The 18708-nt window shown below is 71.6% G+C and carries 23 protein-coding genes; 5 read left to right on the forward strand and 18 right to left on the reverse strand.

The features are described from left to right. Nucleotides 1-183 precede the first annotated feature (183 nt). Entirely contained in the window at nt 184-480 is a 297-nt protein-coding gene (locus ACWEIJ_RS40215) for a YiaA/YiaB family inner membrane protein (RefSeq protein WP_449842536.1), read from the forward strand. A 1-nt stretch (nt 481) separates the two neighbouring features. Here ACWEIJ_RS40215 and ACWEIJ_RS40220 read toward each other — a convergent pair whose 3' ends face one another. The 3 genes from ACWEIJ_RS40220 to ACWEIJ_RS40230 are packed head-to-tail and all read right to left on the reverse strand — an operon-like array spanning nt 482 to nt 2037. Then, nucleotides 482-1039, reverse strand: a complete 558-nt coding sequence (locus ACWEIJ_RS40220) for a hemerythrin domain-containing protein (RefSeq protein WP_449842537.1) — start codon at nt 1037-1039, stop codon at nt 482-484. Nucleotides 1040-1052: 13 nt separating this feature from the next. Beyond that, nucleotides 1053-1709 (reverse strand): hypothetical protein, encoded by a 657-nt coding sequence (locus tag ACWEIJ_RS40225; protein WP_449842538.1) that lies wholly within the window; start codon nt 1707-1709, stop codon nt 1053-1055. Between the two features lies 1 nt (nt 1710). Beyond that, on the reverse strand, nt 1711-2037 hold the full coding sequence (locus ACWEIJ_RS40230) for a plasmid stabilization protein (RefSeq protein ID WP_355455131.1): 327 nt from the start codon (nt 2035-2037) through the stop codon (nt 1711-1713). 144 nt (nt 2038-2181) lie between these two features. Between ACWEIJ_RS40230 and ACWEIJ_RS40235 the strand changes: the two genes are divergently transcribed. The 3 genes from ACWEIJ_RS40235 to ACWEIJ_RS40245 are packed head-to-tail and all read left to right on the forward strand — an operon-like array spanning nt 2182 to nt 4717. Then, nucleotides 2182-3330, forward strand: coding sequence for a cytochrome P450 (locus tag ACWEIJ_RS40235; protein WP_449842633.1), 1149 nt, complete (start codon nt 2182-2184; stop codon nt 3328-3330). After that, a complete protein-coding gene (locus tag ACWEIJ_RS40240) occupies nt 3327-4121 on the forward strand; it encodes an SDR family oxidoreductase (RefSeq protein ID WP_449842539.1) in 795 nt (264 codons plus the stop codon). The genes ACWEIJ_RS40235 and ACWEIJ_RS40240 overlap by 4 nt, the downstream gene beginning before the upstream one ends. Beyond that, nucleotides 4121-4717, forward strand: coding sequence for a flavodoxin family protein (locus ACWEIJ_RS40245; protein WP_449842540.1), 597 nt, complete (start codon nt 4121-4123; stop codon nt 4715-4717). Before ACWEIJ_RS40240 ends, ACWEIJ_RS40245 begins: the two co-directional genes overlap by 1 nt. Here the strand turns inward: ACWEIJ_RS40245 and ACWEIJ_RS40250 are convergent. Genes ACWEIJ_RS40250 through ACWEIJ_RS40300 form a run of 11 tightly spaced genes read right to left on the reverse strand, consistent with a single transcriptional unit; the run spans nt 4627 to nt 12673 of the window. Further along, complete coding sequence (locus tag ACWEIJ_RS40250; RefSeq protein ID WP_449842541.1) at nt 4627-5214, reverse strand: phosphatase PAP2 family protein; 588 nt, start codon at nt 5212-5214, stop codon at nt 4627-4629. The two genes, ACWEIJ_RS40245 and ACWEIJ_RS40250, sit on opposite strands and share 91 nt — an antisense overlap. A 35-nt stretch (nt 5215-5249) precedes the next feature. Beyond that, nucleotides 5250-5921, reverse strand: coding sequence for an SDR family oxidoreductase (locus ACWEIJ_RS40255; protein ID WP_449842542.1), 672 nt, complete (start codon nt 5919-5921; stop codon nt 5250-5252). Further along, nucleotides 5921-7198 (reverse strand): D-glycero-beta-D-manno-heptose 1-phosphate adenylyltransferase, encoded by a 1278-nt coding sequence (gene rfaE2 / locus ACWEIJ_RS40260; RefSeq protein ID WP_449842543.1) that lies wholly within the window; start codon nt 7196-7198, stop codon nt 5921-5923. Before rfaE2 ends, ACWEIJ_RS40255 begins: the two co-directional genes overlap by 1 nt. Continuing rightward, on the reverse strand, nt 7195-7770 hold the full coding sequence (locus ACWEIJ_RS40265; RefSeq protein ID WP_449842544.1) for a D-sedoheptulose-7-phosphate isomerase: 576 nt from the start codon (nt 7768-7770) through the stop codon (nt 7195-7197). The genes rfaE2 and ACWEIJ_RS40265 overlap by 4 nt, the downstream gene beginning before the upstream one ends. After that, entirely contained in the window at nt 7767-8966 is a 1200-nt protein-coding gene (locus ACWEIJ_RS40270; protein ID WP_449842545.1) for a glycosyltransferase, read from the reverse strand. Before ACWEIJ_RS40270 ends, ACWEIJ_RS40265 begins: the two co-directional genes overlap by 4 nt. Continuing rightward, nucleotides 8963-9835, reverse strand: a complete 873-nt coding sequence (locus ACWEIJ_RS40275; RefSeq protein WP_449842546.1) for a glycosyltransferase — start codon at nt 9833-9835, stop codon at nt 8963-8965. The genes ACWEIJ_RS40270 and ACWEIJ_RS40275 overlap by 4 nt, the downstream gene beginning before the upstream one ends. After that, the gene (locus ACWEIJ_RS40280) at nt 9832-10233 is read right to left on the reverse strand and encodes a glycosyltransferase family 9 protein (protein WP_449842547.1); all 402 of its coding nucleotides are present in this window, start codon (nt 10231-10233) and stop codon (nt 9832-9834) included. Before ACWEIJ_RS40280 ends, ACWEIJ_RS40275 begins: the two co-directional genes overlap by 4 nt. Then, nucleotides 10221-10724, reverse strand: coding sequence for a glycosyltransferase family 9 protein (locus ACWEIJ_RS40285; RefSeq protein ID WP_449842548.1), 504 nt, complete (start codon nt 10722-10724; stop codon nt 10221-10223). The genes ACWEIJ_RS40280 and ACWEIJ_RS40285 overlap by 13 nt, the downstream gene beginning before the upstream one ends. Beyond that, complete coding sequence (locus ACWEIJ_RS40290; RefSeq protein ID WP_449842549.1) at nt 10721-11236, reverse strand: D-glycero-alpha-D-manno-heptose-1,7-bisphosphate 7-phosphatase; 516 nt, start codon at nt 11234-11236, stop codon at nt 10721-10723. The genes ACWEIJ_RS40285 and ACWEIJ_RS40290 overlap by 4 nt, the downstream gene beginning before the upstream one ends. Before the next feature lie 52 nt (nt 11237-11288). Then, nucleotides 11289-12281, reverse strand: coding sequence for an NAD-dependent epimerase/dehydratase family protein (locus ACWEIJ_RS40295; protein WP_449842550.1), 993 nt, complete (start codon nt 12279-12281; stop codon nt 11289-11291). Next, on the reverse strand, nt 12278-12673 hold the full coding sequence (locus ACWEIJ_RS40300; protein WP_449842551.1) for a ChaB family protein: 396 nt from the start codon (nt 12671-12673) through the stop codon (nt 12278-12280). Before ACWEIJ_RS40300 ends, ACWEIJ_RS40295 begins: the two co-directional genes overlap by 4 nt. A gap of 45 nt (nt 12674-12718) precedes the next feature. Here ACWEIJ_RS40300 and ACWEIJ_RS40305 point away from each other — a divergent pair, with 45 nt between their 5' ends. Next, nucleotides 12719-14071, forward strand: coding sequence for an aldehyde dehydrogenase family protein (locus tag ACWEIJ_RS40305; protein WP_449842552.1), 1353 nt, complete (start codon nt 12719-12721; stop codon nt 14069-14071). Nucleotides 14072-14176: 105 nt separating this feature from the next. Here the strand turns inward: ACWEIJ_RS40305 and ACWEIJ_RS40310 are convergent, their stop codons facing one another. Genes ACWEIJ_RS40310 through ACWEIJ_RS40325 form a run of 4 tightly spaced genes read right to left on the reverse strand, consistent with a single transcriptional unit; the run spans nt 14177 to nt 18706 of the window. Then, on the reverse strand, nt 14177-15400 hold the full coding sequence (locus ACWEIJ_RS40310; RefSeq protein ID WP_449842553.1) for a UDP-glucose dehydrogenase family protein: 1224 nt from the start codon (nt 15398-15400) through the stop codon (nt 14177-14179). Next, nucleotides 15352-16221: a glycosyltransferase family 9 protein gene (locus ACWEIJ_RS40315; protein ID WP_449842554.1), complete on the reverse strand. Its 870-nt coding sequence runs from the start codon at nt 16219-16221 to the stop codon at nt 15352-15354. The genes ACWEIJ_RS40310 and ACWEIJ_RS40315 overlap by 49 nt, the downstream gene beginning before the upstream one ends. Continuing rightward, nucleotides 16218-17117, reverse strand: coding sequence for a glycosyltransferase (locus ACWEIJ_RS40320; RefSeq protein ID WP_449842555.1), 900 nt, complete (start codon nt 17115-17117; stop codon nt 16218-16220). Before ACWEIJ_RS40320 ends, ACWEIJ_RS40315 begins: the two co-directional genes overlap by 4 nt. Beyond that, on the reverse strand, nt 17114-18706 hold the full coding sequence (locus tag ACWEIJ_RS40325) for a carbamoyltransferase family protein (RefSeq protein WP_449842556.1): 1593 nt from the start codon (nt 18704-18706) through the stop codon (nt 17114-17116). The genes ACWEIJ_RS40320 and ACWEIJ_RS40325 overlap by 4 nt, the downstream gene beginning before the upstream one ends. Nucleotides 18707-18708 lie beyond the last annotated feature (2 nt).

An 18708-nucleotide genomic window follows, 5' to 3' on the forward strand; every position in this document is an offset into this window, starting at 1 on the left:
CGCGCGCGGGCGCCGCGCGCCCCCCCCGGCGCGGGGGGCCCCGGCCGTCCCCCCCCCCCCGGGGGGGGGGTGTTGGCGCCCTCGCCCCCCTACTTCCGGTCGCGGGACGGCGACCAGGTCGTGACCCGGACATGAGTAGCAGTACTCATGACACTCCCGCGGTGACGCAGGACTCTCAGGATCATGACTTCTTCCAACTCCGCGCACACCCCGACGACGCCCGCGTTCTACCTGCAGGCGGTCCTGTCGTTCGGGCTCTCGCTGACCGCCGTCGGCATCGGGGTCGTGTTCCTGCCCGTTGACGGGTGGGTGCGCGCGTTCCTGGGCATCGCGATGCTCTACACGGTCACCTCGGCGTTCACGCTGGCCAAGGTGATCCGGGATCGGCAGGAGGACAGCTACATCGCCAGCCGGGTGGACAGAGCCCGGCTGGACAAGCTGCTCACCGAGCACGACCCGTTCAAGCTCGACGTGCCCTGAGCTACTCGGCGGCGGCCTTCTGCATCTCCTTCTGCAGCTCGGCCTTGGTCATCGACGAGGCGTTCTCCACACCGTAGTTGCGGGCCTGCGCGAGCAGTTCCTCCCTGCTCGCCTGGCCGGGGATGTCGCCGAGGTGCTCGGCGCGCACCCGCGCGAACTTCTCACCGAGCTCGTGGCGGCGTTCGTCGCTCAGGCGGGTCTTCATGCCCGGCAGGACGGACTTCTCCTCCTCCTGGACGTGGTGCGTGATCGCCTCGACGACCTTTTGCAGCATCTCGTCGTACTGCGGCGAGTCGTAGTCGCAGTCGAGCAGCTTCGCGAGCAGCTGCTCGGCCTCGGCGTGCTCGTGCTGGCTGTGTTCGACCTCCTCGGTCTCGCCCGCCTCCTGCTTGGCGACCGGGTAGACCTCGGACTCCTCCGCCCGGCTGTGGGCGACGAGCAGGCCGCAGATCACCGGGGTGAGCAGCGGGCGTTTCTCCGGGTGGTTCTTCAGCTCGTCGAACAGGCGCTCCACCTCGCGGTGGTCCTGCATGATCAGGTCGACGACGTCGTACTGCACGGCGGTCCTCCTCTTAGTCGTTCCTGGGATAGCGGGTGCTGATGGGCGCGACGCCGCGCCGTCCGATCCGTCCGAGAGCCACGCCGAACGCGCTGATCACGGCCACCGCGGTGCCCGCACCGACGGCGATCGACCACGTCAGGCCCGCGTCGAGCAGGCCGCAGGCCGCGCCCGCGATGGCGCCGGCGACGAGTCCGTTGACCAGGTTCACGAACCCGGCCACGCCCAGCGTGGTGCCGATGAGCCGGGGTCGCCTGGCCTTGCGCCACCCGGTCTGCCCGGAGTCGGCCTCCACGGCCGCGGTCTCGTCGTGCATCTGCCGGACGAAGACGTCCTTCGTGGACGGTTCGAGATCGCCGTAGACGTGCCGGATCCGGTTGATGCCCAGGCCCGCCTGCACGTCCTCGATCGTCAGCTCCACGGTGCGGAACAGGGTGGCGAGGCCGATCGCGAACAGGCCGGTGAAGAGCACCAGCACGAGCGTGAGCAGCACCTTCAGCGGCACCACCTGGGCGACGAACCCGAGCGCGATCATCGACGCGGAGATGGTGGTCAGCAGCTGACCTGCCCGGCTCGCCGCGTCGGTGATCGTCGCGGTGCGCACCATCTGCAACGTGTAGTGCTCAGCGGTGAGGATCGTCAGCGCCGAGGTCTTGTCCACTTCGGCCACGTCAGCGTCCCAGCGCGTCCGCGAGCTCCTTCTTCGTCATCGTGGAGCGTCCCCTGATGTTCTTCTTCTTGGCCTCGTTGTAGAGCTGTTCCTTGGTCGGCCCCTTCGGCCTGTTGGTGCCCGACCGCTGCCCGCCGCGCTTCTGCGGCGACATGTCCTTCGTGGACGACTTGCTCGCCGTCTTGGACTCGCCGGACTGGGCGCGGTTCTTGTTCACCGTGCGGGCGGCGATCTCCTTCGCCCGCTTGGGTGAAGCGCCACGGCTGCGGGCGGAGTCCTTGATGTGTTCGTACTGGCGTTCACGTTTCGCGTTCGATCCCGCTGGCATCACGACCTCCTGGTTCGAGCCGATCCGCGAATACCCCCGGTCAGGGCGGTTCACACCTGGGTCACCCAGTGCCGTGAGGTGTCCTGCTGAGCGTCGAACACGCGGTGAAGGTTGGCGGTCACGGCACTGTGGGTAGCCGTGACCATGGCGATCTCTTCACGACTCGACACGACCCGAGTGCTGGCGAAGGTGCTGCTGCCCACGCTGGCCAAGGGCGTCATCGTGCGCCGGCCGGGCGTGATGGCGTTCTCCGAGAAGATGCAGTCCGACGCGACCGCCATCGACGCGATGCGGCACCTGCGCGACCGCTACGGTCCGGAACCGGTGCGGTTGCGCATCACCGGGCGCAGCGTCGCGGTTCTGGTCGACCCCGCGGACGTCGGCCGGCTCCTCGCCGAGTCGCCGGAGCCGTTCGCACTGGCGACCGAGGAGAAGAAGGCCGCGCTCAAGCACTTCCAGCCGCACGGCGTCCTCATCTCGGAGGGCCAGGACAGGGAACGGCGCCGGGAGCTCAACGAACGCGCGCTGAGGCCCGACCGCGAGCGGATCGACGCGGTGGTGCGCGACGAGGCCGATCTGCTGACCAGGCACGTGATGAGCACCGGCGAGCTGACCTGGGACTCGTTCAACCAGGCGTGGTGGCGGATCGTGCGCAGGATCGTGCTCGGTGACCGCGCCCGCGACGACGACCAGCTCACCGACGACCTCAAGGCGCTGCGGCAGAACGCGAACTGGGCGTTCCTGCACCCGCGGCAGGAGGATCTGCGGGAACGGTTCCAGCGCAGGCTCGACGAGTACCACCCCGAGCTGCCCGACCAGGTGCCGCACTGGCTGTTCGCGTTCGACGCGGCCGGCATCGTGACCATGCGCGCGCTGGCCATCGGCGGACGCGGCACGCACGGCATCCTGGAATCGGCCCGGCTGTGGCCGACGACGCCGGTGATCCTGCGCGAGAGCACCCAACCGACGCGCTGGCACGGCACCTGGCTGCCGAAGAAGACCGAGTTCGTGGTGTTCACGCCGTTCTTCCACCGCGATCCGGACCGCCTGCCGTACGCGGACCGGTACGCACCGGAGATCTGGGACCGGCCGCTCGACCCGGCGATCGTGCCGTTCAGCGGCGGGCCAGGCGTGTGCCCCGGCCGCGACCTCGTGCTCACGACCGGCAGCGCGATGCTCGACGCGCTCAGCGAGCACCTCACGTTCCCCGCGCTGGGCGAGCCGCTGCCCAAGACGCTGAACCACTTCGGCCTTCGCATGTCCGCGAAGCCCGTGGGTACACGCCTGCCATGAACGCACTCCTCTACGCCGTTGTGACAGGGTCGGACTCCGGGATCGGCAAGGCGGTCGCCGTCGCGCTGGCGGGCGGTGGTGTCGACGTCGGCATCACCTACCACCGCGACGCCGACGGTGCCGCGCAGACCGCCGACCAGGTGCGCGAGGCCGGCGCCAGGTGCGCGGTCCGGCAGCTCGACCTCACCGACCTGCCCACCGCGGCCGCCGTCGTCGACGAACTGGCCGAGGAGCTGGGCGGGGTCGACGTCCTGGTGAACTGCGCGGGCACCGGCAGCAGCCAGAAGGTGATGGACATGCCGTTCGACACCTGGCGCTCGGTGCTCTCGGTCGACCTGGACGGCGCGTTCCTGTGCTGCCAGCGCGCGGCCAAGCACATGATCGACGCCGGGCGCGGCGGCCGGATCATCAACATCACCTCGGTGCACGAGCACCTGCCGCGCGTCGGTGCCGCGCCCTACTGCGCCGCGAAGGCCGGGCTCGGCGCGCTGACCCAGGTGCTCGCGCTCGAACTGTCCGAGCACGGCATCACCGTCAACTCCGTGGCACCCGGCGAGATCTCGACGCCGATGACCGGCCAGGAGGACGTCGACCCGCACACCCAGCCCCGTCCCGGTGTGCCGCTCGGACGTCCCGGTCACGCCCAGGAGGTCGCGGCCGTGGTCGCGTTCCTGGCCACCCCCGCCGCCGGTTACGTGACGGGCGCGTCGTTCGTCGTGGACGGCGGCATGTCGCTGATGGGCCCGCAGGCCAGTGGAATGCTCACCGACGTGAAGTGGAGGCAGCCCTGATGCGTGCCGTGGTGCTCAACTGCACCCTGAAGAAGTCACCGGAGAAGTCCAACACCGACCTGCTCGCCCAGGTGGTCGTCGACGAGCTGACGAAGAAGGACGTCGAGGTCACCACGTTCCGGCTCGCGGACCACGACGTCCCGCCGGGCGTGCGGACCGACGAGGGGCCCGGCGACGAGTGGCCGCGCATCCACGCCGCCCTGCTGGACGCGGAGATCCTGGTGTTCGCGACGCCGACGTGGGTGGGGCGGCCGTCCTCGCTCGCGCAACGGGCGCTGGAGCGGATGGACGCGATGATCTCCGAGACCGACGACGAGGATCGGCCGGTCGCCTACAACCGGGTCGCCGGGGTCGTGGTGACCGGCAACGAGGACGGCGCCCACCACGTGATCAGCGAGATCAGCGGGGGCCTGGGCGACATCGGCTACACCATCCCGGGCCAGTCGTGGACGTACTGGAACCGCGGACCGGGGCCGGGCCCGAGCTACTCCGAGACCGACGAGGGTCACGAGTGGTCGGAGAGCACCGGCCGCACCATGGCCGCCAACCTGCACGCCGTCGCCCTGGCCCTGGCGGAACGGCCGATCCCTGCCTGAGCCAGTGCGACCAGCGCGCCGATCGCCAGGCCGCCCAGGACGTCCGTGGGCCAGTGCACACGGGTCCTGAGGCGGCTGTAGGCGACCAGGAGCACCAACGGCGTCACGAACACCGCGGCCTCGCGGTCCTCCAACGCGGTGGCGGTGCCGAACGCGGCGGCCGTCACCGCGTGCTTGGACGGGAACGACGACGAGTCCGGGTGTTCCGGCAACGCCCGGCGCGCGGGCATGTTCGCCGCCGGTGGCCTGCGGCGGTGCACGACGAGGCTCACGAGGTGACCGACCGGCATCGCCACGGCCGCGGCGGTGAGCGCGCGCCTGGCGGCCTTCTTCCTGCCCGACAACGCGAGCAGTCCCGCGACCGGGAGCCAGAGCAGGCCGCCGCGGGCCGTGACGCTGGCGGCGATGATCAGCGGGTTCGGGCGCTCGGCAGGCAACGCTTCGCTGTCGTGCAACGACTCCTCGTCCAGCTCTTCGAGCTCGTCCTCACCGTTCATGCGGGACTATTACCCGAAAGAGCGAAAATCCGAACCTACGGCCAAGAGGGCTCTTCGGCGTGCGCGATCACCAGTTCGCGGAGCTCGCAGTCCTTCGGCTGGGTCAGCGCGAACAGGATCGCGGCCGCCACCCGGTCCGGCGGGTTGAGCTTCTCGAAGTCCGTCGGACGGTACTGCTCGGTCCGGTCGTCGAAGAAGTTCGTCCGCATCCCGCCGGGCACCACCAGCGTGACCCCGACGCGGCCCGCGGTCTCCGCGGCGAGTGCGCGGGTGAACCCCACGACCCCGAACTTCGAGGCGCAGTAGGCCGTGGCGTCGCTGACCGCCCGCAACCCGAGCGTGGACGCGACCGTCACCACCCGCCCGTTCTCCAGGTGCGGCAACGCCGCCCGCACCACCGCCGCGGTGCCGAACAGGTTGACCCGCACGACCTGTTCCCACTCCTCGGCCGGCACCTCGGCCAGCGTGCCGCACCGGTCGATCCCGGCCGCGGTCACGACTCCGCTGAACCCGCCACAGCGCTCGGCCAGCGTCCGCACCGCGGCCTCGGCGGCACGTCCGTCGGCCAGGTCGACCAGTTCGAACTCCGCCGTCGAGGGTGCCGACTTGTCCAGCACCAGCGGTGTCCCGCCGGCCTCGCGCACGGCCTGGACGACCGCCGCCCCCAGCCCACCGGCACCTCCGGTCACCAGCACGTTGCCCAGCATCAACCCCTCCTCGCCAAGATCTCGGTCGTCGAACGTCCCCGGTGGTACGGCACGATGACCGTGCGCCCACCCCAACGCCGCAGCACGGCGGCTTCCGGCAGCAGGTCGGCGCTGTAGTCGCCGCCCTTCACCCACACGTCCGGCCGCAACCGGCCCAGCACGTGCTCCGGTGTGTCCTCACCGAACACGACCACGTCGTCCACGGACTCCAGCGCCTTCAACACCTCGACGCGCTCGTCCTGGCGGTTGACCGGTCGTCCCTCACCTTTCAACCGCCGCACCGACAGGTCTGAGTTCAGGCACACCACGAGACAGTCGCCCAGAGCACGTGCGGCGGCCAGCATCCGCACGTGTCCGGTGTGCAGGACGTCGAAACAACCTCCGGTCGCGACGACGATCCCGCCGCGCGCCCTGACCTCGTCCACAGTGGACGGAAGCGGAGCGCGCATACCGGAAACCCCGCCGTGCGCGAGGAACTCGGCCGCGGCCGCCACCGCGTCGGCCACGGCGTCGTCCGGAGCGGCACCGGCCGCCAGCCGCACGGCCGCCGTCACGGCGAACCGGTCCCCCGCACCGCAGGGGTCGGCCACCGGCACCGGCGGCGCGGGCACCGCGATCGGCGTCCCTCCACAGTGGAGCAAGGCACCCTTGCCGCCCAGCGTCACCACCACGGCCCGTGCCCGCCAGTCCGCCAGCAGCGCACGCGCCGCCTCGTCCGGGTCGGCCACGCCGCTGAACTTCGCCGCCTCGGCCAGGTTCGGTGTCGCGAGCCGCACCCCGGCGACCGGAGCCGGGCCGCGCGGATGCGGATCCCAGACCACCGGCACGCGGGTGAGCACCGACCGCAGCCGTTCGTCGCGCAACAGCCCGCGGCCGTAGTCGGACGCCAGCACGAAGTCGGCGGACAGCACCACGTCCAGCATGTCGTCGGTCACCCGCGGCGGCCCGGACGTGCCACCGCGGTCGACTCGGGCCAGAGACGTTCCGTCGCACCGCAACCGGGTCTTCGCCGGCACACAGTCGGTACGCCCGAACACTCCGGGAACGTCGATCAGCGACCGCAGCCGCTCGCCCGTCTCGTCGTCGGACAGCGCGCTGACCAGCGTCACGTTCACGCCGTCGCGGGCGGCCATGGTCGCCGCCAGCGCCGCCCCGCCGGCACGGGCGTGCTCACCGACGACGTCCAGCACCGGTGCCGGAGCGTCCGGGCAGACCCGCGAGACCGTGCCCTCCACGTCGACGTCCAGCAACGCGTCGCCCACCACGACCAGTCTCACGACGCCCTCCGGAAGGCCGAGGGCAGCGCGGCTTCGAAGGCCTCGCACAACGCGTGCACGACCACCAGCTGCGCCTCCTGCACGTGGCACGGGTCGCCGGGCAGTGCGAGCGTCTCGTCGGCCAGGGTGGCCAGCGGGTTCGGCACCGGTCCGGTCATCGCCCACACGGTCGCGCCCGCCAGCCGGGCGGCGTGCGCCGCCTCCAGCAGGTTCGGGCTGCTTCCGCTGGTGGACAACAGGATCACGAGATCGCCGGGACGCGCGTGCGCGGTCACCTGACGGGCGAACACCTGGTCGTAGCCGTAGTCGTTGGCGATCGCGGTGACGCTGGAGGTCTCGGCGCACAGTGCCAGCGCGGAGAACGGCGCGCGGTCGTGCCGGTAGCGGCCGACCAGTTCGGCGGTGAGGTGCTGCGCCTCGGCGGCGGATCCGCCGTTGCCGGCCGCGAGCACCTTGCCTCCGTCGGAGAGCACGCGGGCGAGCAGCGTGCCCCAGCGACTGACGCGCGAGGCCTGTGCGCGCAGGCCTGCCAGCGTGTCGGTCAGTCCGTTGAGGTGCTTTTCGACCGTCACCGGGCCACCGCCAGACCGCCGCCGATCCGCACCCGCCGGTAGATGAGCTCCGTGCGGGCCGCGACCTCGTCCCACGTGTACCTGGCGTCCACCCGGTCCTGCCCGGCGATGCCGAAGGCCATGCCGCGGGACGCGTCCCCGAGCACCTTGCGCAACGCGCGGCCCAGATTTCTGGGATCACGGGGTGGGGTCAGCAGACCGGTGACGCCGTTGACCACGGTGTCGGTGAGCCCACCGACCGCCGAGGCCACGACCGGCACGCCGCACGCCATCGCCTCCAACGGCACGATGCCGAACGGTTCGTACCACGGCACGCACGCCACCACGTCCGCAGAGCGCAGCAACGCGGGCATGTCCGTGCGCGGTACCTGTCCGATCAGGTGCACACGGTCGGACACCCCGTGCGCCTCGGCGCACGCGAGCAGCCGTTGCGCCTCGGGGTCGGACTTCAGGTCGGGCGGGCCGCCCGCGATCACCAGCTCGGTGTCCGGGACCAGCGGCAGCGCGGCGATGAGGTCGTCGAACCCCTTGCGCCGCACCAGCCTGCCGACCGACACGATCCGGTGCTGCGCCGACCGGCCGGCGACCGGCCCGGCGGGGGTGAACAGCTTCGTGTCCACGCCACAGGGCACGACCGTGATCTTGTGCCGCCTCAGCCCCATGGCGATCAGCTCGTCGACCTCGTCGTCGCACGTGGCCGCGATGGCGTTCACCTCGTGCCCGACCAGGCGTTCCATGGTGATCCGGTCGTGCGGGCTGGTGTCCTGCTCGCCCTGGTGGCGGCGCTTCACCGTGCCGAGGGCGTGATAGGTGTGCACGACCGGGATGTGGTCGCGCCGCACCGCCAGCACCGCGGCCAGGCCGGACATCCAAAAGTGGCTGTGCACCACGTCCGGTCGCGCGTCCTGCCAGTCCTTCATCAGGAACCGGGAGAAGTCGGTCATGTGCGGCAGGAGCTCGTCCTTCGGCACGTGCTTCGCCGGTCCGGCCGGCACGTGCACGACCATGTAACCGTCAGGGGTGTCGGCGCGTTGCGGCAGTCCGCGGGCATCGCGCCTCGTGTAGACCACGACCTCGTGACCTCGTCGTACGAGTGCGGCCGCCAGGGCGGCCACGTGCACGTTCTGCCCTCCCGCGTCGGCACCACCCAGAGCCGCGAGCGGGCTGGCGTGCTCCGACACCATCGCGATCCTCATCCGATCACCTCCTTCAGCAGCACGTCCCAGTTGCGCAGGAACGCATCGAGCCCGTGGTGAGCCAGCGCGAACTCGCGGGCCCGTTGTCCTTTCTCCTTCGCCAGTGCGGGATCCGCGATCAGCTCCCGCGTCGCACCGACCAGTTCGTCCACGTTCGTCGAGATCGCGCCGACGTCCGCGGACACGGCGCGCACGGCCTCTGTCGACGCCAGCGCGACCACCGGCATGCCGATGTGCATGGCCTCCAACAGGGACAGCCCGAGCGACGTCCAGCGCGCGGTGTGCACGTAGACGCGATACCGCGCGAGCTCGTGGTGCAACGAGTCCAGGTCATGGTCACCTCTGCCGCCGGGAAGCTGTTCGGTCCCCATGCCGAACACGTCGATCGGCGCGAACCTCGGCAGCAGGTCCGCTCCGACGATCCGGCCGCGCCGGACCGGTTCGTTGATCACCGACGCCGCCCGCGCGAGCTCGCCGGTGTAGAGCGGCCCCGGATCGACGACACCGTGCTCGATGACGACGGTCCTGGTGGAGCCGCAGTCCCACATCAGGTCGTTGAAGTGCGTGACGTGGACCAGCACCCCGTCCCAGTCGGCGAGCGGGTGCTCCTCCGCCGGTGCGCGCGGTGTGTTGTGCTCCAGGTACACGACCGGGATGCCGGCCGGTACCTGCGAGAGTTCCTCGACCCGTTGCACGACCGCGACGTCGACGCTCTCCGAGTCCAATTCGGACAGACGGACTTCCTTCGCCCGCCACGGACGTCCGGCGAGCCCGAGTCCGTCCGGCGGTCCGGGGACCAGGTAGTCGTGTCCGCCCTGGACGAACGCGTGCGTCCAGGAACCGTGCACGTGCCACAGCAGAATCCTCATGCCGTCACCTCGGCGACCGCTGCGACGACGTCGGCCGGGTCGACCAGGTCGAGACAGGGATGGCCGGGCACCGGGCACTCGCGCGCCCGGCTGCCGCGACACGGCGCGTCCTGGTCACCGAGCAGCACGTGCCTGCCGTGCGGTGCCCACCTGGACGCCGGGACGACCGGGGCGAACAGCGACACGACCGGCGTGCCGACGGCGGCCGCGAGATGCGCGGGGCCGGTGTTGCCGACGACGACCGCGTCGGCACCCGCCAGCACCCCGGCCAGCTCGCGGAAGCTGGTGCGCCCGCCCAGATCGGTCCCGCACGCGCCCGCGACGTGCTCGGTCAGGTCGGTCTCGGCCGGCCCTCCGGTCACGACGACGCGGTACCCCGCCGCGGTCAGCGCGACCACGGGGTCTTCGGCGGCTCGACGACCGCGAGCGAGCAGTCCTCCAGGTCGAACCCGGCGGCCCGCGCGACCTGCAGCGCCCGTTCCGCCTCCGGGATGTCCGGGTCGTCGCGCAACCGCACGTCCAGCAGCGAGCCGGGGTAGTCGACCGACCGCGCGACGATCTTGGGCACGCCCGCCAGCCGGAACACCAGTGCGAGCGGCAGCGGGCTCTGGTGGAACGACGTGAGGATCAATGCCACGTCAGCGCGAATACCGCGCACCAGCGCCGTCACGGCCTCGATGTCGAGCGCGCGGACGTCCGGCGCGGGGTGGACGATCCACGGGCACTCCCACTCGACGATCCTGGTGACGCCGGGCAGCAGTTCCGCCGCATGCACGCCGTGCGGACCGCACAGCAGCACGACCTCACCGGCCGCCGCGGCCGCGCGGATCGCGGGGCCGGCGAGCAGCACGTCGCCGTCACTGTCGAGTCGCGCCACGAGCGTCCTCACCTGATCATCTCCATCACGGCCAGCAGGTCCGCGGCGGTGCGCGGGGCGCGTTCGACCTCTTCGCGCCTGGTCACGCCGGTGGGCACGAGCAGCGGCACCGCACCGGCCGCCTCGGCCGCCGCCACGTCCGCGCCGATGTCGCCCACGACGATCGTGCGGTGGGGGCTGACGCCCAGCGCCGCGCAGGCCGCGAGCACCAGGCCGGGCGCGGGTTTGCGGCACGCGCAGGCGTCCTCGGGCGCGTGCGGGCAGATCTGCCAGGTGCCGAACCGGCCGAGCAGCTCCTCCACCCGCGCGTTCACCGCGGCCACCTGCGGCTCGGTCAGCAGTCCCCGGCCGATGCCGGACTGGTTGGTCACCACGCCGGTGCGCAGGCCGTGTGCGCGCAGGTCACGCAGCACCTCGCGCGCTCCCGGCATCGGCGTGACGCGGGCGGGATCGCCGTTGTACGGCACGTCTGCGATGAGTGTGCCGTCGCGGTCGAACAGCACCGCGTCGAAAGTCCGGTCCATAGAGGAGATTTAGCCGCGAAAGGCGGCTTGAAACGCTACTGCGCGAAGCGATTCACAGGACCGGGCTCGCCGGGACCTCCCGCCCGGTCCCGATTCCGCGCAAAAGCGCCTGAAGTGCCTGCTGCGCGTCGTACTTCGGCTCCCAGCCGAGTTCCGCCTTCGCGCGGGTCGCGTCCAGCAGAGGGGCGGTGAGGGCCAGATCGACCCACCCCGGCGGAGTGGGCTGCAGCCGCAGTCGCCAGGTCACGTTCGCCAGTAGACGCAACAGCCACGCCGACATCGGGACGTGCCTGCCGCCGAGGACCTCCGCGAGAACACGGGGAGTGACGACCGGCTCGGTCACGAGGTTCACCGGACCGTGCGGCCGTTGCCTCAAGATGCGGGTGATGCCGTCCGCGACGTCGTCGGCGTGCACGAACTGAAGCACCAGGTCACGCGGCAGCGGCAGGATCGGGATCCGGTGCCGGAACAGCGCCTTCGGCACCAGACGTCCGAGGAAGAGGTCCCGGATCTCGGACCCCGCGTCGGACTGCAGGATCAGGCCGGGCCGCGGCCGGGAGATCAGCATGCTCGTCTCGTACTGGTTGAGCAGGTGCTCCACGGCCGCCTTGTGCCGGCTGTAGAAGGACGTCTTCACGCCGTCGACCGGCCACTGCTCGTCGACCCTGCGGGTCTTGCTGGACGGCGAGTACGCGCCGACCGACGACATGTGGACGAGGTGCGGCACACCGGCTTTCGCCGCGGCGTCGAACACGCGGGCGGATCCGGCGACGTTCGTCCGGTACAGCTCGCGTTCGTCGTGCGACGGCTGGATGAGCCACGCGAGGTGGACCACGGCGTCGGCCTTCTCGAACGCCGTTCGCAACGGCTCCTCGGCGCCGGGCCGGCCGATGTCGAGCGGTGTCCAGCCGATGCCCTGGTACGGCGGTGCGTCCGCGGGCGGGCGGCGGGAGATGCCGTGCACCTCGATGTCGGGTTCCTGCGCGAGCCTGCGCAGGAGGGCGGTGCCGACGTTGCCGGTCGCGCCCGTGACGACGACCTTCACGATCGCGCTCGCGCGGTCTCGCGGTTGTTGGCCTTCCGGATGGCCTCGACCAGCTCGTCCTTGGTCATCTGCGAGCGGCCCTCGATCTTCAACCGCTTCGCGATGTCGTAGAGGTGCTGCTTGCTCGCGTTCGCGTCCACGCCGCCGGCCGTCTCGCCCTGCGCCGGCGTGCTGCGCTCCGCCTGCGCGTCGGACGGCCCCTTCTCCTGCTTGGGCTCCCAGTGGTCGCCGACCTTCTCGAAGCTGTGCTTGAGCGCCGAGAACGCGGTGCGGTGCGCCCGTTCGCCCTCTCCGTACGTCTCGACGGCCGAGTCGTGCGCCTTGATCCACGTCCGCTGCGCCTTCTTCGGCGAACGGGCCACCGTGCTGGGCAGTTCCTGACGTCCGGGCATGACCCCTCCAAGGTTTCGACCTGCGCTGACGGGTACCCGCGAGCCATGACCGCCATGCACGCCATCGACGTCCACAGCCCCCGCGACTCGCAGCTGATCGGCTGGCTTCCCACCGCAACCCCCTCCGACGTCACCGCCGCGCTGTCGGCCGCGCGGTCCGCCTTCGCGGCATGGGCGGCGGTACCGGCCGCCGAACGCGGCGCGGCACTGCACGAGGCCGCCTTTTCGTTGCGGGCGAGGGCGAGCGATCTGGCGACGGTGGTGGAGACCGAGACGGGACGGCCGTTCGCGTCGGCCCGCGAGGGTGTGCTGGCGGGCGCCTCGACGTTGGCGCAGTACGCCGAGCTCGGTCCAGTCCATCGTGGACGGTCGCTGCTCGGTGCCGCGGTCGACTTCATGGTTCCCGAACCGCGCGGTGTCGTGGTGGCGCTGACGCCGTGGAACGACCCGGTCGCGGTCGCGTGCGGCCTGCTGGGCGCGGCTCTGGTGACCGGGAACGCCGTGATCCACAAGCCGAGCGAACGCTGCCCGCACACCGGGCTGCTGCTCGCCACCGTGCTGCGGAGCTGTTTCCCGGACGGCGTGCTGCAGACGTTGGTCGGTGATGGTTCGGTGGGTGCGGCGCTGGTTCGCTCCGACGAGGTCGATGTCGTCGCGCACGTCGGCAGCACCGCCACGGGCCGGGCGATCGCGCAGGCCTCCTCCGCGAAGCTGTTGCTGGAGAACGGCGGCAACGACCCGTTGCTCGTCGACGACGACGTGGACCCCGTGTGGGCGGCGTCGCAGGCGGCCTTGGGGGCGTTCACCAACGCGGGCCAGCTGTGCACGTCGGTCGAACGGATCTACCTGCACAAGGCGATCGCGCCGGCCTTTTTGGAAGCGCTGTGCGCACGGGCGCGGGAGTGGAACGCGGACCCGCAGCCGTTGGTGGACATCCGGCACCGGTCGTTCGTGCACGACCAGGTGGCCTCGGCGGTGGCGGCGGGGGCGTCGGCGCTGGTCGGCGGGGCGGTGCCGGAGGGACGCGGCGCCTACTACCCGGCGACCGTGCTCACCGACTGCACGGCCGCCATGCGGATCATGTGCGAGGAGACGTTCGGCCCGGTCGCGCCGGTGCAGCTGGTGTCGTCGTTCGACGAGGGGCTGGCCGAGGCGTGCTCCGGGGAGTACGGGCTGGCCGCGACCGTGCTGACCAGCTCGATGGAGCACGCGCAACGGGCGTGGCGGGCCTTGCCGGTCGGGACGGTGAAGGTCAACGCGGTGTTCGGTGGCGCGCCCGGTGGTGCGGCTCAGCCGCGCGGGGCGTCCGGGACGGGGTTCGGGTACGGGCCGGAGCTGTTGGACGAGATGACCACGACGAAGGTGGTCCACCTGGGCGTGCCCACCGTACGGTCCTGACTCGGTAGCCGGCTGGCCGCCCGCCCTACCGTCCGGTCGTGAACTCGGTGGCCGGCCGGCCGGCCACGAGGGCGGCGCGTTCAGCGACCCGGCCAGCGCCCGCCCCTACCGTCCGGTCCTGATCAGCCGGAACCCCGCCTCCCGCACCTTCTCCTCCGGCACCACGTTCCGCGTGTCGAACAGCCGCGGGTCCGCCATCCGCTCCGCCAGGTCCGGCCAGTCCAGCTCGGTGAACTCCGGCCATTCCGTCAGCACCACCAGCAGGTCCGCGTCCCCGGCCACCTCCGCCGCGCTGTCCCGGACCGCGATGTTCGGCCGGCTGTCGCTGACGCACGGGTCGTAAGCCGTGAGCCGGGCGCCTTCCTGCGCGAGCAGTTGCGCGACCACCAGTGCGGGTGAGTCGCGCAGGTCGTTCGTGCCTGCCTTGAACGTGAGCCCCAGCAGCCCGATCGCGGCACCGTCGAGCGTGCCGACCTCCTGCCGGATCCGGTCGACCACCCGGTGCGGCTGGTGGCGGTTAGTCGTGACGGCGGCTTCGAGGGTCGTGAAGTCGACGCCGGCCGCCCTGGCCGTCGCGAGCAGCGCTAGGGTGTCCTTGGGCAGGCACGAACCGCCCCAGCCCGGCCCCGGCTGCAGGCACGACGTGCCGATCCGGTCGTCGAGCCGCATGCCCTCGGTGACGCCGTCGATGTCGGCGTCCAGGTGCTCGCACAGTTCCGCCAGCGTGTTGACGTACGACAGCTTCAGCGCCAGGAAGCAGTTGCTCGCGTACTTCACCAGCTCGGCGCTCGTGTTGTCGGTCAGCACCACCGGCGCGCCGGTCGCGGCGTACAGCTCGGCCACCGCGTGCGCCTGGCGTTCGTCCTGGGCGCCGACCACGATCCGCTGCGGGCGCAGGAAGTCCTCGACGGCGTGGCCTTCGCGCAGGAACTCCGGATTGGACACGACACCGGGATACCGCGCCGCGGTGCCCACCGGCACCGTCGACTTCAGCACTACACCGCGCGAGGCCTTGTCCAGCACCGCTTGCACGGCCGTCAGGTCCGCCGCGCCGTCCGCGCCGGTCGGGGTCGGCACGCAGACGAACGTGAAGTCCACATCGGACACCGCGCTGCCGGTCACGAACCGCAGGTCGCCGGTCGCCAGGCCCTTGACGACCAGGTCGCGCAGGCCGGGTTCGTGCAACCAGACCTCGCCCGCGTTCAACGCCTCGATCTTGGCCTCGTCGGAGTCGGCGCAGACCACCCGGTGGCCGAGGTGCGCGAAGCACGCGGCCGTCGTCAGACCGACGTAACCCGCGCCGATGACGCCGATTCGCTTCGACCGCACAGCACACCTCCTACCGCTTCCAGAACTTCGTCCTCGGTGATCCGCAACAGGCCGGGATCGGGCTCGTCGGCGAACGTGTCGCCGGTCCGGCCGTGCCAGAGCACCCGGTGCGGGCCGCGTCGCGGGCCCCAGAGACGGGGTGACACCGGGCCGAACAACAGCACCGATGGCGTGCCGTAGGCCGTGGCGACGTGGGCGACGCCGGTGTCGCCGCAGATCACCAGCCTGGCGGTGCCGACCAGGTCCATCAGCTCGGCAAGGCTGCCGCTCACGACGTTCGGCGCGACCCGACGGGCCAGGTCGACCTCGCCTGGACCTGCGGTGACGACGACGTCCCCCAACGCACGGGCGACCGCCGCGTACCTCTCCGCCGGCCACCTCCGCGCGCCGGTGCTCGCACCGGGGTGGATCACCACCCGGTCGGTGCGTTCGCCGAGCGGGCGCAGCCGGAAGTCATCCGGATCGCAGTGGATCCCGTTGCGCTGCAACAGGTCGCACCACCGGACGAGCTCGTGCTTCGGGCCACGCTCGGGAGCCGTGATGATCGCACGCGGCCGTGTCTCCATCAGCCGTTCGGTGCTCTGCGGCCCGACGCCGTGCAGGTTCACCGCGAGGTCGGGCCGGTCGAAGTCGATCGGCGCCAGCTCCTCCGTCGGCAGCAACCGGTCGACCGCCTCGATCCGGTCGACCGCGTCCCGCAGCCACGCCGGCGCCGCGAGCGTGATCTCCGACCGCGGGAACGCCGCCCGCAGGCCGCGCAGCGCGGGCACGACCGTCAGCAGATCGCCCAGCCCGAGCGCCCTCAGCACCAGGATTCTCACGGCCTCACCCGCCGATGGCGCAGCTCACCGCGCACGCGGTGCCAGCAGGCGGCGGGCGGGATCAACGCGCTCGTCACCACCATCCGCACGACCTCGTCGGCCGTCCGCGGTCCCGGCACGATCCGCCGCAGCGCGAACCACCCGGTCAGCGCCGCCCACACCGCACCCAGCCGCACCGCCGCGCGCCGCCACCCCAGCAGTCCACAAAGGACGGCACCGATGCCGGCACCCGTGGTCAGCACGTGCGTCCGGAACCGGCCGGGCCGTCCGCCGATGCGGGCACGCCACCCGGGGCCCACCAGCCGCCGCATCAACGCGTCGTCGGCGTTCCCGCGCTGCTGGTCGACGCTCGTCAGGAACGTCGCGGGCTTCACCGGGTGGGTGGTCACCCGCTTGCCGCGCACGATCCGATAGCCGAGGTCCTGCACGCGCAACGCCAGTTCGGCGTCCTCGCGGTAAGCCCGCGGGAACCGTTCGTCGAAGCCGCCCGCCCGCGCCAGCGCTTCCCGCCGGTACGCCATGTCCGCGGTGATCCACCGCGCGGAGGCCAGCCCGGCCGTGCCGCGTTCGGCGTCGGTCGGCCTGCGGTCCTCCGGCAGCGGCACCACGATCCTGGCCTGGCTCGCGCCGACGTCGTCGGGGAGGTCCGCCAGGTCAGCGCACAGCTGGGCCTTCCAGTTCTTCGCGAGCACCACGTCGTCGTCGACGAACGCCACCCAGTCACCGCGGGCCTCGCGCCAGCCGCTGTTGCGCGCGGCGGCCGGGCCGAGCCGGGTCTCCCGGTCGTCCACGACGATGATCTCCAACGGCTCCGGCCCCTCGCCTTCGACGAGTGCGTCCAGCAGCTCGTCGAGGGCCGGGCGGCCCACGGTCGGGATCACGACGGAGTACTTCATCGGCGCACCGCGTACGGGCCGATGGCGAGCAGGTCGATCGGCGAGGAACCGAAGCACTCCAGCGCGTCGCGCGGGCTGTCGACCATGGGACGACCGGCGGTGTTGAGGCTGGTGTTGACCACGACCGGCACACCGGTCCGCGCCTCGAACTCACGCAACATGCTTTCCAGCAACGGGTCGTCGGCCACGGTCTGCGCCCGCGCGGTGCCGTCCACGTGCACCACCGCCGGAATCCGGTCGATCCACTCCGGACGGACGTCGTGCACGAAGAGCATGTAGGGGCTGGGCAGCGGGCCGCGTTCGAACACGTCGGCCGCCCGATCGGCCAGCACCATCGGCGCCACCGGGCGGAACTGCTCGCGCCCCTTCACGTCGTTGAGCCGCGTCAGGTTCTCGGGGAAGCACGGGTTCGCGAGCAACGAACGGCGGCCGAGCGCCCTCGGCCCGTACTCGCTGCGGCCCTGGAACCACGCCACGATCTTGTTCGCGGCCAGCGCTTCCGCGACCTCGGCGGCGATGTCCGCGGGTTCGGTGAACGGCACCGCGGCGGTCCGCAGCACCGACTCGATCTCGGCGTCGGAGAAGCCGCGGCCGAGGTCGGCACCGGGCATCGCGGACACCCGGTCGGACACGTGCAGAGCCGCGCCCAGTGCCGTTCCGGCATCACCCGCGGCGGGCTGAACCCACACCTCGTCGAACGGCCCCTCGGCGAAGATCCGGGTGTTGGCGACGCAGTTCAGCGCCACCCCGCCGGCCATCGTCAGCCGCCGCTCGCCGGTGTGGTCGTGCAGCCAGCGCACCAGTTCCAGCAGCACCTCCTCCAGCCGCACCTGCACGCTCGCGGCCAGTTCCGCGTGCTCCTGGGACAGCTCGTCGTCCTTGCCGCGCTGCTTCGCGAGCGTGTTCCAGTCCAGCGGGCGGATCTCGAAGCCGCCGTCGCGCACCAGCACGTGCTCGCGCATGAGGTCGAGGTGCACCGGCTTGGCGTGCGAGGCCAGGGCCATCACCTTGTACTCGTCGCTGGACCGCAGGAACCCCAGGTGCTCGGTCAGCTCCTCGTACATCAGGCCGAGCGAGTGCGGCAGCCGTTGGGACGCGAGGGTCGTCAGCTGCTGGTCGACGTACCGTCCGGCGAGATGCGATCCGCACTCGCCGCGCCCGTCCGCCACGAGCACCGCGCAGTTGCCGTCGAACGGCGCGGCGAGCCCGGTGGACGCGGCGTGGGCGACGTGGTGCGGCACGAACCGCACGATCTCCGGGTCGAGACCGGGCAACGCGGTCGCCAGGAACTGCGGTGCCTTGCGCGCGTACGTGGTGCGCAGGTCCTCCCACGGCGCGTACTCGGCGTCGACCAGGTCCGGGTCGTAGGAGTACGCCACCGCGTCGAGGTCGGCCGGGGTCAGCCCGGCCTGGTCGAGGCACCAGCGCGCGGACAGCTCCGGCAGCTCCCACGCCGAGAACGGCACCGGGCGCTTGCCGTGCTTGCGGCGGGAGAACCGTTCCTCCTCCGCCGCCGCGACGATCGAGCCGTCGACCACCAGTGCGGCGGCCGGGTCGTGGAAGACCGCGTTGATCCCGAGAACTCGCATGA

Source organism: Lentzea sp. NPDC004789 (assembly GCF_053601075.1).

Bases quoted from the DNA above. Each gene is read 5' to 3' on its own strand.
- ACWEIJ_RS40215 (WP_449842536.1), top strand. From the start codon at position 184: ATGACTTCTTCCAACTCCGCGCACACCCCGACGACGCCCGCGTTCTAC.
- ACWEIJ_RS40230 (WP_355455131.1), bottom strand. From the start codon at position 2,037: ATGCCAGCGGGATCGAACGCGAAACGTGAACGCCAGTACGAACACATC.
- ACWEIJ_RS40235 (WP_449842633.1), top strand. From the start codon at position 2,182: ATGGCGATCTCTTCACGACTCGACACGACCCGAGTGCTGGCGAAGGTG.
- ACWEIJ_RS40240 (WP_449842539.1), top strand. From the start codon at position 3,327: ATGAACGCACTCCTCTACGCCGTTGTGACAGGGTCGGACTCCGGGATC.
- ACWEIJ_RS40245 (WP_449842540.1), top strand. From the start codon at position 4,121: ATGCGTGCCGTGGTGCTCAACTGCACCCTGAAGAAGTCACCGGAGAAG.
- ACWEIJ_RS40250 (WP_449842541.1), bottom strand. From the start codon at position 5,214: ATGAACGGTGAGGACGAGCTCGAAGAGCTGGACGAGGAGTCGTTGCAC.
- ACWEIJ_RS40255 (WP_449842542.1), bottom strand. From the start codon at position 5,921: ATGCTGGGCAACGTGCTGGTGACCGGAGGTGCCGGTGGGCTGGGGGCG.
- ACWEIJ_RS40270 (WP_449842545.1), bottom strand. From the start codon at position 8,966: ATGAGGATCGCGATGGTGTCGGAGCACGCCAGCCCGCTCGCGGCTCTG.
- ACWEIJ_RS40275 (WP_449842546.1), bottom strand. From the start codon at position 9,835: ATGAGGATTCTGCTGTGGCACGTGCACGGTTCCTGGACGCACGCGTTC.
- ACWEIJ_RS40290 (WP_449842549.1), bottom strand. From the start codon at position 11,236: ATGGACCGGACTTTCGACGCGGTGCTGTTCGACCGCGACGGCACACTC.
- ACWEIJ_RS40300 (WP_449842551.1), bottom strand. From the start codon at position 12,673: ATGCCCGGACGTCAGGAACTGCCCAGCACGGTGGCCCGTTCGCCGAAG.
- ACWEIJ_RS40305 (WP_449842552.1), top strand. From the start codon at position 12,719: ATGACCGCCATGCACGCCATCGACGTCCACAGCCCCCGCGACTCGCAG.
- ACWEIJ_RS40320 (WP_449842555.1), bottom strand. From the start codon at position 17,117: ATGAAGTACTCCGTCGTGATCCCGACCGTGGGCCGCCCGGCCCTCGAC.
- ACWEIJ_RS40325 (WP_449842556.1), bottom strand. From the start codon at position 18,706: ATGCGAGTTCTCGGGATCAACGCGGTCTTCCACGACCCGGCCGCCGCA.